General features: G+C 37.4%; 8 protein-coding genes. 1 reads left to right on the forward strand and 7 read right to left on the reverse strand.

Annotation, left to right across the window (positions count from 1 at the left end; genetic code table 11):
* Positions 1 to 4: 4 nt before the first annotated feature.
* From EG342_RS16230 to EG342_RS16260, 7 genes are all read right to left on the reverse strand, one after another.
* Complete coding sequence (locus EG342_RS16230; RefSeq protein ID WP_103293757.1) at positions 5 to 1,519, reverse strand: DUF6850 family outer membrane beta-barrel protein; 1,515 nt, start codon at positions 1,517 to 1,519, stop codon at positions 5 to 7.
* Position 1,520: 1 nt separating this feature from the next.
* On the reverse strand, positions 1,521 to 2,741 hold the full coding sequence (locus EG342_RS16235) for a DUF4876 domain-containing protein (RefSeq protein ID WP_103293709.1): 1,221 nt from the start codon (positions 2,739 to 2,741) through the stop codon (positions 1,521 to 1,523).
* A gap of 20 nt (positions 2,742 to 2,761) precedes the next feature.
* Positions 2,762 to 5,557, reverse strand: a complete 2,796-nt coding sequence (locus tag EG342_RS16240) for a TonB-dependent receptor plug domain-containing protein (RefSeq protein ID WP_103293708.1) — start codon at positions 5,555 to 5,557, stop codon at positions 2,762 to 2,764.
* A gap of 316 nt (positions 5,558 to 5,873) precedes the next feature.
* Positions 5,874 to 7,580: a T9SS type A sorting domain-containing protein gene (locus tag EG342_RS16245; RefSeq protein WP_246008641.1), complete on the reverse strand. Its 1,707-nt coding sequence runs from the start codon at positions 7,578 to 7,580 to the stop codon at positions 5,874 to 5,876.
* 419 nt (positions 7,581 to 7,999) lie between these two features.
* Positions 8,000 to 9,178 carry an acyl-CoA dehydrogenase family protein gene (locus tag EG342_RS16250; RefSeq protein ID WP_103293706.1) on the reverse strand — a complete coding sequence of 393 codons (1,179 nt, stop codon included), beginning with the start codon at positions 9,176 to 9,178 and terminating at the stop codon, positions 8,000 to 8,002.
* Positions 9,179 to 9,307: 129 nt separating this feature from the next.
* Positions 9,308 to 10,096, reverse strand: a complete 789-nt coding sequence (locus EG342_RS16255) for an NUDIX hydrolase (protein WP_103293705.1) — start codon at positions 10,094 to 10,096, stop codon at positions 9,308 to 9,310.
* 23 nt (positions 10,097 to 10,119) lie between these two features.
* The gene (locus EG342_RS16260) at positions 10,120 to 11,307 is read right to left on the reverse strand and encodes an MFS transporter (protein WP_103293704.1); all 1,188 of its coding nucleotides are present in this window, start codon (positions 11,305 to 11,307) and stop codon (positions 10,120 to 10,122) included.
* A gap of 176 nt (positions 11,308 to 11,483) precedes the next feature.
* Here EG342_RS16260 and EG342_RS16265 point away from each other — a divergent pair, with 176 nt between their 5' ends.
* Positions 11,484 to 14,402, forward strand: coding sequence for a SusC/RagA family TonB-linked outer membrane protein (locus EG342_RS16265; RefSeq protein ID WP_103293703.1), 2,919 nt, complete (start codon positions 11,484 to 11,486; stop codon positions 14,400 to 14,402).
* Positions 14,403 to 14,411: the final 9 nt, after the last annotated feature.

Raw genomic sequence — 14,411 nt, forward strand, 5'->3', positions numbered from 1 at the left:
ACATTTAAAAAATACCCCCGATAGTAGCTGCAAATAATACATTACTACTATTTTGGAAGTTACTATACATCATTTTGCCTCCCACATAGGCATTTTTTATCACAGGAAAGGAGAAGTGAAAATTGATATCAAGCTTTGCCTGCCAGAAATCCGAAGACTGATACCTGTAATTGTCCTGCAACATCTGATTAATTGAGGGCTTTCCCGAATTGTTGAAAACTGCATTTTTCCTATACACATCCGTCACCGAAAAGCCAAGAGAAACAGAAAGAGCCAGATCAGGATCAAATGTTTTGAACCACTGGTAATCTGCGCCATATACAATTTTGTTGAGTTCTATTACAGAAAGAGGGTTGGCGTATTTCTCTTTTCCCTGGATCAAACCGAAATAAGGCAGTAACGATGATTTTACATTTCCATTTTCTCGCTGCAAAAGCCCTTTGAATATCATATTCGTACTCTCATGATTGTACTTTTCTACAGAACCTATTTGTATATAATTTCTGGAATTATCATTTAAAAACAGGTTTTCAGTACCTTTTCTCATTGTATGATTTCCATCAATGAAAAGTCCCCAGGAAATTTTATTAGTAGTAAAAAGCTTTCCCAATGAAAAATTAAACTGCTGTTCATCAATCCTGGAAGCATTGAGATCCATATATTCCGTCAGAAGTTTATCAAGATTAAACTTTTTAAATCCAACATTAAAATACCAGTTTCTGCTTTCCGCTTCAAATACCTGTAAACCAACTTCGTAAGACCAACCTTCATAATAAGCCTGACGAAGTTTTCCCGAAAGTAATTCGTTGTAATTTCCCAACCCGCTCATATTGTAGATCATAGGAAATCCCTGATTGCTGACAAAACTTAAATAATGCTTTTGGGTATATTTTTCAGCATCTGCAAAGGCACCTATTCTAAATTTTCCAAACATCAATTTATCAGCTCCCAATGCCAGTGAAAAACTGGCTGTTGTGTTTTTGGGGCGAGGATCCACATCACGATAACTCAAACTTGCTTTATAACTTCCAGCCACACCGATAGTGAAAGAATTCAGTTTTTTAGAATATCCTCCGGAGAATGCATAATTTTCAAACTTCATATCTCCGCCTACGCTGTCTGCAGCTACAAAAGGGTAGATGATATCATAATCTGAATTTTCGTTCCATAGAACCTGCTTATTTTTACCCTGAGTATAAGATGCATTGCCCCACACTGTTGTTTTGGGATCTATTATTTGCAGGGTACGGGCTTCCGCACCCCACAAATTTTTTCCTTTACCTTTTTGTTGTATTTCATTAGGTGTATCATTGTTTTGGGTAAACAAAGCCATGGTGGTAATACTGTATTTTCTTGCTCCCTGCATACTAGCAGGATTTACAGTAATTTCTTTTTTAAGCAGCCTTTCATAGCTGTATTCTTCACGAATCTTTTCAACGATTGTATCATTAGTCTGAGCGTGAAGATAAGTCCCTGATAGAAATAGAAACAAAGTGGATAAGGATAGAAAATATTTCATTTTAATTGAATAATGAAGGTTTGACTCCATGTTCAAAATCCGCGGTTGAATTGTTGGTGTCTTTTAAAATATTTTTGCCCTCCATTGTTTTTCCAACAACTCTTCTACGAACAGCTTTTCCGAAACGGTTTTTATCTCCGTCAAAAGAAGCCACAGAAGTCCAGCCCATATCTATGGCAGGAGATGTCACCAGCCATTGGAAAGAATCCTGTACACTGAGATTTACAGCATCGGTGATCCATTCATTCGGGATTTTGATGGCTGTACCGTCCATAGGATACACATCTCCTCCAAAACTAAGATGATAAGTATAGGTGTAAGTATTCTGAGTGATCAGGGTGGTGTCCGTCATTCCCTGTGGCATACGAGCCAGAGCATAAGCATAATATCCCTGTGTATGAATGACCATTTTTTCAAAAACATTAATCATTTTTGGAACTGAAGGGTTATCAATGTCATCAGAATCTTCCTTAAATATCTGGAAGTTAGCGTGTGAAAGATTGATGGATGACGGATTGAATTCTTTATGATTAATTGCATCTTCAGCAATGATAATAGATTCTCCCGGTTTTACAGGATATGTATTTCCTGTTCCCGGAATTCTGATAATAGCACCGGCAGAAAAAGTAGTTCCCATGATATTGGGGCTATAATCCTGTTTTTCGTTAGTCATAAAGCTGGACTGAATCAATAGCATTCCGTCAGCATAGAGAGTTTGATCTGTATTGTTGGTAATCTTAAAATATTGATCTCCAAAGTACATCGCTCCCTGTGGTGTTTTAGAACCGGTAAAAAATACTTCTTCTAAAATAAGATCTCCACTTCCTGCTTTCAAAGCAATGTCAATGGTTTTGGACTGTTCGGTACCGTTGATAACTACTCCGGTTTGTGCTCCGCCGACTTTGGCTTCTGTAGATCCGGTAGTATCAGAATATATAATACTTCCTTCCACGAAGATCTGATAAGTTCCGGTAGGAAGAACAGTCGTTAAAGAATTTGTATTTTTTAGTTCGCGGGTTGTCGTAAAACCGGTGTTCAGTTCTTTAAAGTTTACCGTAAGGTTTTTATATTCTTTAACCTGAATCGTTTCCGGAACCAGTTTCAGTTCCAGTTTTAAAGTGGTTTGTGCTTGTGATTCCGGGCTGTCGGAATCAGACGAACATGATGCAAAGCTGATGAAAGCACACCATACCAATAGTGTTCTTAATAAATGTTTTAGCATAATATATTAAATTGAAATTGTTATAAATTAAAATTGATTTCCATTCCGAAATAAGGATCATAAGCACCTTTTCTGTTGATCGTAAATCCATTGATATTGTAAGGCGTATAATAACTGAAAAGCCTGTTTGCAAACATGGAAATGACAATCGCTTTATTTCTGAAACTTTTAGTCACCTTAAGGTTAAGGTTCATCTCCATAGGCCTTCTGGACGCATTATACCAATCGTTATTCTGAGCGATAATCAGATTTTCGAGGATTGCTCCCCGTGCTGCATCAGCGTTAAAAGGGAAAATATTACCGTCCTGATCTACATACTGGCTGGGAATTCCGCTCATCGGATCTAATTTTCTCATAGAATACCATGAAAACTGAAAAGAAGAGGAAAATATAAGATCCAGTTTTGGAATATAAGTATCTAGCATCAGGTTGGTGTTCAGCACTTCGTTCACTGAGCTCGGTTCCATGCCTTCATAGAGCCCGAGATAAGGGTAAGGTCTTCCATTGATCACCAGATCACGTCCCCTGTAGACCGGAAGGCTATTTCCGTATTTTGTACGGAACCAGGCGCCATTGATGGTAAACCTGGTGTTTATTACCGGAATCCGGTTGGATGAATATTGAAATTCTACTCCTTCCTTATCTATTTTACTGCCATTTCGCTGCGTTGAATAGGTGAAATTTTCATTAATATTCTGATAAGGCAGTTTGTTTACATCCGGTGGAGAGGTCAGGGTATTGTGGTCAAGGTTTGAAGTATCATACTTTTTGTACTGATATACCGCGTATTCATTCATTGAACGGAAAGCGTTACGCATGTTTTCCTTAAAGACAGTAACCGATAACTGGTGCAATCCAAGGCTGAAATCGATTCTTGCTTCCAACTTCTCATTGATAGCAGGTTCTATTTCCGGGTTCTGTGGATTATAAATCATCGTTTTATAATTAACCCTTCTGTAATCCGGGTTATTGTGGAAATAATTCAGCTGCTGAAGGTCTTTATAAATCAGTTCCGGATAGAGCAGATTAAGATCAGGGAATAAACTTTGTCTTCCATAACCCAATGTTAATGCAAGTTGTGCCCTTTTGTTAATGATGTTAAATGAGGGAAGATTCCATTGAAGATTGGCCCGCGGATCTGCATACATCTTTCCATTCATGGTGAATCCGGACGGAAGGTTCATCATCATATTCCCTCTCACTCCCAGCGCCAGGGTCAGTTGATGCCTTCCGATATCTGTCGAGCTGATGGTTTCCAGAAATAATGCTGACGTAATGTAAGCAGGAATATTCCGATAAGGACGAGGTCTGAAAGTAGCCTTCGGATCTATCGGCCTTACAACGTCAAACTGTTGTCCATGGCCCCAGTTTTTACTCAATTGCCAATCAAATCCTGCGTTGATATCTGTTTTGAAAGGCTTACAATTGAGCTGGAAATTATTCACCATCTTTACGAATACATCAAGTGGTTTTCCATCCACAATATAATCGGAAATGTATTGTGCTTCAGGATAGTAGCCGTCATGTTCTCCCTCAGTTCTGGATAAAGGAAAAGCCGTTGCATTTTCAAGCTGTATAAACTTGGTTTGCTTTATTTTATCAAATCTCTGATTAACAGTTGCCTGAATTTCTGTGGATTTGAAAAATGAAGATTTCTCTCTTGTGTAAGTATATGAGTTGGAAAGACTTATCAGATGGTTATTCACTTTATATGAATTCAAATCCGAAAGGTCGGCATCAGGATCAGACTTTGAGCCATCCAGAGATCCGGTATAACTAAAGCTTGTTTGCCACCTGGAATTTCCGTGATCATGCTTTTTTTCCTTTACTAAAGCAAAATTGGTGGTTATTCTTTTATAATTTTCCAACCTGTCTCTCGGGTCGGATTTGGCATTCAGGTAATCGATTCCGACATTGATTTTCAGATCTTTCTCTTTATTTTCAAAACCTTTATTCACCGCAAAAAGCTTACTGTACCCATCTGCTTTGAACCTGGCTTTCCATCTTGTATACCCTGATTTATTGGTGATTTTTACAATTCCTGAGGTCAGATTTCCATAAATGACAGACGGAATTCCTCGAAGGATTTCTACCTTTTCAATCTGATCTGTAGAAATGGTTCGCATATCTACGCCGCTCGTGATATTTAACCTTCTTTTTAATCCGTTATTGGTTTTGTCTAAAAAATCATAGGTATACTGAAGATTGGCTCCCGAGTTCAACGGAGCACCATCTACAAGAAACATCGTTCCCATGGCAGAGGTGTTGTAATCGCTGCCGGGATTTCCTGTTTCACGAAGACTGATCTTATTGACCTGATTCAAAACGGGATCCCCGGATCTTCCTCCAGGAAGTAATTCCAAAAGATCAGTAAAACTCGAAGGTTGTAAGTGTTGCATCGCACGCTGATTGATCAATGAGGAAGAGGTAAGGCCTTTACCTTCTTTGGCAGTAATCACAACTTCTTCAATGTTGTTTACCTTTTGTGACAGAGAAAGGGTATATGTTTTTGCTTTTGTAACAGATATGCTGGCAGAATGCTCAACGATGCCATTCTTGTGAACTTCTACCTGATAGCTGCCCGAAACAACAGATAGAGTTGCGATTCCCTTGTCATTGGTTTTAACAGAATATTTATTTTCAGTGGAAAATATTTGTATCTCCGAGTCTTTAATCAGGTCAGATTGATTGTCTTTAATCTCAAAAGTAATGACAATCAATCTGTCCTGCGACTTGACTGTTGTAAGACCGATAAAGAAAAAGAAAAGAGTGAAAAATTGAAATTTAAAAGGAAATTGAGGATCATTATCTACCATCTGGCATTATTCTTTCGGCAAAGTTAGGAGCCTCAGAATAAGTTTGCTAATTTTATTTAGAATAATTTAAAATAAATGACGAAAATCATTTTAAAAATTGAAGAGAATAGGAGAGATATGTACTAACTTTAATAAGTGTTTTGTTTTGAAATAATCTTTATCCATAAGGCTTTTTAACAGATTGTTCCGTTTTTATATGTTGATTATTTCCCTTTGTATTTTTTAGAGTTATTTTGTTTAATTGAATAAAAAAGGCACTCCATTGCTGAAGCGCCAAAAATTAACTTGAAATGATATTTATAGAATGGATTAGATGTTACAATTTTACTTTCTTATTGACTGTCTTCCCATTAGAAAGTGTGATCTGTACCAAATAAATTCCCGACTCTAAGCTTCCCGATTCAAAGCGGGGCTGATTTACCTCCTGCTGCTGAACTAAAGCTCCGGAAATACTGTAGATACTGATGTTTTTTATACCACTGTCTGCTTTCACCTTAACCTGTCGGTTCTCGGCAAAAATAGCTGCATCGTTTCCTGATAAACGGGTTTCATTGCCGGAAACTTTATTAAACTGAAGATTATAATAAGAGGTAACGACTTCAAATGTATAGTTCTGATGATCAAGATTCTGTAGATTAATTCCTCCGTTTTCCTGATATTGTTCTTTGGAAATGGTTCTGATCAGATTTTTATTGCTATCGAAAATATTAACAGAGGAAAGTTCATCCTGGTCAATTTTTAATTTTAAAACAGAGTTATTCTCTGACTGTACAATCTCATTTTCAGCGACTTCTTTAGGTGTGTTTTTAATGTAAGGAATCATTTTATTTTCATTGTTTTCTGAGACCTTCAATAGATACACCCCGTCTTTTAAAGAAGATAGATTCTGCGCAACAGCCGATCTGCCGGCAGCTTTTTCTTTATTAAAATCTGTAATCTCCACCAGCTGAATATTTCCAAGATCCGGTTTAATCTGGGAAGAAGACAAAGGATTGATTTCTGATGCAACATTGCCTGGAGCCTTTTTGCCAAAAATAGAACCAGCAATAGCCCATTGGTTAAGGAGTCCTCCGCTTCTCAACGTATTGAATTTGGCATTAGACGCAATCACGAAAGGTACAATGCCGCCTACATGGCCTAATGGTCCCCAATAAAAGGCTTCTAATTTATATTTATTCAAATCCCACCAGGAATAATAACCACGTTGTACATCAATGGTTTTGGAAGTGTTTTCCGGCGGAATGGCCAGATCTACAGTAGAATGTCCCAATGTCATTGGCATTTTATTGTACCAGTCATACACATCTTTCTGCTTCATGCATTTTCTGAGATTATTATTGGGATTATTGGTGACATCTTTGATGAAATTGTCGGTAAATAATTTTCTCCATATAAAAGGCCCCCATAATAAACCTCCATTATCCTGGACAACATGATAGTTGTACCGATCCAGATATTCTGCAGAAATTACTTCCGAAATATCATTCGTATACGTTTTATATCCCGTTGTGTTGCAGCTGTTAAGAACATTGGCCAGGAAGGCGGTAAAAGGATAAATATCTTTCTGAAGAACTCCTTTATTGAGGGTGACATCAGAGAAATCGTAAGGTCCGTCTCCCATGTAGGCATATTTGAATTTTAAGTTGTTGGGGTTGGATACACTTAACCTTTTGATGGTAGACATTGCCGCATGAGCTCCCTGCGAATATCCGGCTATAAAATATTCATCGTAGCGTTTCACTCCCAACTGGGCAAGGACTCTATTGGCTGCACTCACAAAGTCAATCGTAGCTCCTGCTTCAGTAGCATAATCTACATATGGATGAACGCCGTCTCCGGTTCCCATCCCAACGTAGTCAGGAGCCATCAAAATATAACCATTGAGGACATAAGAAAGTTCAACAACAAAACCTGCTGTCATAGTTCCCTTAAAATTTGAAGGAACATTTTCCCTGCTGTCTGTTGTACCGTGATCCGATACTACGGTTGAAAGCTTAAAACCTACGTTAGGAAACATAAGCATTCCCGTAGCTTTTACAAGATTGTTAAATTCATTTTTGGTGTAATAAGTGATTTTATATCCTTTTAATCCTACATTGAAGTTGTTGAGATAACTTACAAAATCCGGAGCATTTTGTTCCCCCAGATTATTGGCAATGAAATTAGCAACTCCTTGCGGGGTTAGGTCAAGTTTTTGCTCGGCACTTATAAGATCACCTGCTTGCTGGGCAAAGTACAGCGGGGCAGCCAGGCCTAATAAAAAAGTCGTAATTTTTTTTCATATTTTCATTTTTTTAATGGTATTAAAGTAATGTATTTAATGAAAATATAATAAAATTGCGACATTAATAATTATTCAATGAATATCAATTCTCTGGAAAGTGAGTAAAATAAAAGAGTCTGATCACCTGACCAGACTCTTTCAATATATTTTTGCTTTATCTAAAAAGCGTTGATTCCTGTAATATCTAAACCGGTGATTAACAAATGAACGTCATGAGTTCCCTCATAAGTAATTACTGATTCTAAATTGGCTGCGTGTCTCATCATTGGGAATTCACCCATGATACCCATACCTCCAAGAATCTGTCTTGATTCTCTTGCAATGTCAATAGCCATTTTCACGTTATTGCGTTTTGCCATTGAAATCTGAGCAGGAGTAGCTTTGTGATCATTTTTAAGATTTCCTAACTGAAGACATAGCAACTGAGCCTTTGTAATTTCAGTTAAAAATTCAGCTAATTTTTTCTGTTGAAGCTGATAAGAACCAATCGGCTTACCAAACTGCTTTCTTTCTTTAGAATATTGAACTGCCGTGCAATAGCAATCAATAGCAGCACCGATTACGCCCCATGAAATTCCGTATCTGGCAGAATTCAGACAAGATAAAGGTCCTTTCAACCCTGTAACTCCCGGTAGAAGATTTTCTTTAGGAACTTTTACATCGTTGAATACCAATTCTCCTGTTTTAGAAGCTCTTAAGCTCCATTTATTATGAGTTTCCGGAGTTGTGAAGCCTTCCATTCCTCTTTCAACGATCAATCCCTGTACTTTTCCTTCCTCATTTTTTGCCCAAACTACTGCAATATCGCAAACTGGAGAGTTGGTGATCCACATTTTAGCTCCATTTAAAAGATAATGATCTCCCATATCTTTAAAATAAGTTTCCATAGAACTTGGGTCGGAACCATGGTTAGGCTCTGTCAATCCAAAAGATCCGATCATTTCTCCCGCAGCAAGCTTAGGAAGGTATTTCTTTTTCTGTTCTTCGGAACCGAATTCATTAATTGGGAACATCACCAAAGAACTCTGTACGGAAGCAGCAGAACGTACTGCAGAATCTCCTCTTTCCAATTCCTGCATAATCAAACCGTAAGAAATCTGGTCTAATCCTGAACCTCCATACTCCACTGGAATATAAGGACCTAATGCTCCGATTTTCCCTAATTCTCTCATAAGTCCGGGAATATCTGTATGATTTTGAGCAGCCTGGTCAATCTGCGGCATTACAAAACTTTCAACCCAGTCTCTTACAGATTGGCGAATCAGTTTGTGTTCTTCAGTAAGTAAAGCATCAATTCCATAATAATCAGGGATGCTTGTAAGAGGATAATATGACATGATTTTTTGATTTTGTTAAAAATAACATTTTTCGTGGTGTTCTGAAAATTTTTTTGAAAACTTATATTGATGTTGGTTTTCAATTATATAACGCCTTCCGAAGCCATTTTAGTGCTTTGTTGCATCATTTCAGACTTCCTCATCATTTGAGATAGGGTACTGATTGGTAGCATTGTGAACTTTAGTTTTGAATTTATACAGGTAAGGAGCCTTATTGGCAGAACCGTCATAGAGCTTTTCTAACCGGTCCAGAATATTTAAACTTAAAATTTTTCGCTGGAAATTATTTCTTCTGAATTTTTGTCCTAAAATAGTTTCATAAAGAGACTGAAGGTCTTTCATCGTAAACTTTTCAGGAAGAAGGTTGCTGGCTGCAACTTCAGTGTTGATATTCATTCTTAAATATTCAAGACCAGTTTCTATAATTCTGTCGTGATCAAATGCCATTTTAGGCAGTTTGCTCACTTCAAACCATTCACAGCTTTCATTGAATGCGTCCGGAAAAGTATTGGCCAACGAGAAATCGATCAGACTGCAATAGCCGACTGTAACGAATCGCTGAAAAATCCAGTGCTCCCCGGGAACTTCAATTCCCTTATTTTTAAGAAGAATCTGGTGAACATTGTTTTCGGTACGGTCTATTCTTCCAAACGTATGAAATTGTTTTAAAAATAAGTCTTTAAGTTGGGTTCTTTCATACAGAACTCTCTCCGCAGCTTCCCGCAGATCTTCATCATTGAAAACAAAACCACCCGGAAGCGACCACAAATCAAGGTCATGATATTTCAAAAGCAATACCTTCAAAATATTATTATGAAACCCGAATATGGTGCAGTCCACTGATATATGGGCGACAAAATCTTTGGTGTCGATCAGTTCCCGAAGTGTTTCTTTGCTTTTTGTGTCTTTGATTTTCATGGCAGTAAAAATAAAACTATTTTCTATATTTTCTTTTTCGATACATTAAAATATATCAAACTAATCACAAATAGTAGAATTACAGAAGATAAAATGTATAAAGGATATAGGTGTAAAAGTTGTTTTTCAAATAAAATTGCCATAATAATAGAACTGACAGAGCTACCTAAAGATGAAAAAATGACAATCAGGGAGGTGAAAAGATTAATTTTATCCTTATCAACCTGTGCAATCATTTTGGAGTTGATGACCGGATAGAGCGGTGATAAAAATAATCCAATTACCGGAAATAAAAAGAGAATTAACCTGGAGTCTTCCGACTCAAAATATTGTATACCAACAATAATAATCAGTAAAGTTACAATGAAAGACATACATGAAATATAATAGCCATGTAATGGAAATCTACGGATAACATTTGCTGTAATGGTCCTTCCTGCATAAGAAAATAATGCTAAAAAAGAAGTCGCCTGCAAAGCAAAAAATGAATTGACCTTCAGATGATTTTTATAAAAAGAAGGAAGCCATGAATTGAATCCCTGTTCAACAAAAACAATGGAAAAAATAACGGCCAGAAACAGGAGTACGGCAGGTTTGGTAAATCCCGATAGTTCAGAAATGATGTTTTTATTTTCCAGTGGCTTAGATTCTGAAATGTCAGCCTTTACAAGCAAAAATATCGTTACAGCAGATAAAACGGCAATCATTAAAAATCCGAATTTCCAGAATTCGGCATATTGACTGGAAATCACCCAGCCAAAGCCGGTATTCACTACAAAAATTCCAATCATGAATGACGCTTCAACATTGCTCATTGTTTTTGCCAGTGATTTTTCATCCGAAATATTATTCCGGATAATCCCGAATACACAAATTTTACCGATGGCAAAACAAGCTCCAATAATAGCAAACCAGACTTTATAAAACCAAAAGTCAGCGATGAAGGGAAGGAGACAGGAACAAAATCCGACAATGATTAATGCCAAGATAAGTGCTTTTTTGGTTCCCGTTTTATTAATGAAGCTTACCGCAAAAAGAGAAATAAAAGCAATAGGTAAATCTTTGAATGATTCTAAAAATCCCAGTTCACTATAAGTGATTTTGGCCTCAGCAAGCTGCAAAATGACAAGGCCCATACAGTTTAAAACCATCGAAAAAATAAGAAAACTAAGTTTGAGCGGAAGTGAAATATGAGAAAGCTTGGAGGTCATTTTGGGGATTAACTTTTTTATGTTTTTCTAATTTTTTAAGAAATATTAGTGCGAAGATAGGGCTTCTAACCCTCAAAAATAAAAGAAAAATTAAAATATTTATGAATATAATGTTAATTAATTGGAAAAAAATATATTTTTATTGTCTCAATTTGAGAATTAAACAATAACTGTATATGAATGTAACAATATCAAGAAGCTTAGGATTGGTGGCTGTTCTCTATTTTACGGCCAACTTCAGTGCCCAGACCAATGTGAAGGACACGCTTTCTAAAGAAAACAAAATAGATGAGATTGTAGTCATTGGTTATGGTACTCAGAAAAAGAGTAATGTAACGGGAGCGATTGCAAGTATTAAAGCCAGCGATATCGAAAATATTCCTGCCGGTAAACCGGAACAGGTATTACAGGGAAGAGCCGCCGGTGTTTCTGTAGTTACAAATTCCGGGCAACCCGGTGCTGCAGCGACGGTACGTGTAAGGGGAATTACCAGTTTCGGAGCCGGAAGTAATAGTCCGTTATGGGTGGTAGACGGTATTGTGGTAGACAATATCGGATGGCTTAACCAGTCGGATATCGAAAGTATTGAAGTCCTGAAGGATGGTGCATCATCAGCAATTTATGGTGTTTCTGCGGCAAAGGGAGTAATTCTGGTTACTACTAAAAAAGGGAAAAAAGGAAAGTTAACCCTTTCTTATAATGGTTTTTACGGCGTTTCAAACACTGCAAAAAAAATTGACCTTCTGAATGCTTCCCAATATGCGCAAATCATTAATGAAGGTTTGGTAAATGATGGAGGAGCACCAAGATTTTCCAACCCCGGATCATTGGGGAAAGGAACCAACTGGCAGGATACTATTTTCGGAACCGGTGAAAAATCTTCACATGAAGTAAGTATTACCGGAGGCAATGACAAGTCCAGTTATTATACATCCTTTGGGTATTTTGATCAGACGGGTATCGTAATGACTGATATTTCCAATTATAAAAGGATCAATGCCAGATTTAACTCGACGCATAAAGTAACAGACTATTTAACGATAGGGCAAACCTTTGCTTATACTCATACCAAGTCTCAGGGAATAAGTGCCAACGAAGAATATGGTGGCCCTCTAGCTTCCGCAGTGAATCTGGATCCTACCACTCCGGTAGTGGTAACGGATTGGTCTGCAGTAGATCCGAGTGGCTATACCAACCCTTATATCATTCGTGATCCTAATGGTAATCCTTATGGAATTTCACGTTATGTAAACAATGAAATGACAAACCCTCAGGCTTTTCGCCGGATTCAGCAGGGAAATTACAACTGGTCCGATGATTTTGTGGGAAATGTTTTTGCAGAGCTTAAGTTTCTTAAAAACTTTACTTTTAAATCAAGTTTAAATGGTAAGAAATCATATTGGGGAAGCCGCACCTTTACTCCGAAATATTATTTAAGTCCAAACTACAATAATACAAGCTTTAACAGCCTGAATAAGATAGACGAAAACAAGTTTGAATGGAGTATGGAGAATACGTTAACCTATCAAAATAAATTCGGAGATCATAGCATCAACATATTGGTAGGACAGGGAGTGTATCGATATAATATAGCGGGTGGTACCAGTTTAACGTATAGTAATCTGCCTATTGAACGTTGGCAGGATGCCTCTTTTAATTTTAATATTCCGCAGGATGATATTACAGCTACTGGTTGGGATGGTATCCAGACCCGTAAGGCATCTTATTTTGGTAGAGTTATTTATGATTATGCAGATAAATATTTGTTTACCGGAACAATTCGTAGAGATGGTTCTTCAAAATTTGCTACCAATAAGCATTGGGGAACTTTCCCGTCCCTGTCTTTAGGATGGAATGTACATAAAGAGAACTTTTGGCCTGAAAACAAAGTGATCAACAATTTGAAACTTAGAGGAGGCTATGGAGTACTGGGGAATGATGAAATGGATAACTTCAAGTTTGCAAGTTTTATGGTTTCTGGAAGCAACTATACCAATTCAGGAAATAACATCATCATAGGATATGCACCAAGTACACTGGAAAACCCCAATCTGAAATGGGAACAAACCAGTCAGCTGAATATTGCTGCAGATTTGAAATTATTCAGCAATTTCACTCTAACTGCAGATTGGTACAAAAAGAAAACAGTTGATATTCTGCGACAGGTTAATATTCCGGGTTATGTAGGAGTTCCTAATTTACCGTGGGCCAATGTTGGGGATATGGAAAATACAGGTTTTGAACTTGAGCTGGGATATAAAAAGAATTGGGACGACTTTGGTATTTCCATTAACGGAAATTTTGCGACGATAAAAAACAAAGTTCTTCGACTGGAGGATGATATCAATTATTTCAACCTTGCTTCTTTCCAGACCATGGGAGCTGTATCCAGAGTTGCTGTGGGACAGCCTTACGGATCATTCTATGGTCAGACATACAGCGGGGTGTTCCAAAATCAGGCACAAATTGATGCTTATGTTAATTCCAATGGAACCAAACTATTACCCGATGCAAAACCGGGAGATTTTATCTGGCAGGACAATAACGGAGATGGTAAAATTGACGAAGAAGATAAAGTGAATCTGGGAAGCTCTATTCCAAAATACACTTTTGGACTGACCGTTAATTTAAATTATAAAAACTTCGATTTCATGATGTTTGCCCAAGGGCAGGCCGGTAACAAGATTTTTCAGGGCTTAAGAAGATTGGATTTACCGGATGCCAATTACCAGACAAAGATTTTAGATCGATGGACAGGAGAAGGTTCTACCAATGATAATCCTAGAATTACCCGAAATGACCCTAACCATAACTATTCATGGATGTCAAACTATTATCTTCAAAAAGGAGACTATGTTCGTTTGAAAATTATCCAGGTAGGCTATACTCTTCCTCACGATGTTACAAGCCGTTTCGGAATGAGTAAAGTAAGACTGTACATCACCGGTGAAAATGTTTTCACTTTCACAAAATACACAGGATATGATCCTGAGATTGCGGGAAGAAATAATTCTGAACAAGACATTATAGGGGTGGACAGAGCATACTATCCGCAAGCAAGAACTTTTTTGATAGGTGCTAATATTCAATTTTAATTATCAACA

This window comes from Chryseobacterium lactis (assembly GCF_003815875.1).
Lineage (GTDB): Bacteria > Bacteroidota > Bacteroidia > Flavobacteriales > Weeksellaceae > Chryseobacterium > Chryseobacterium lactis.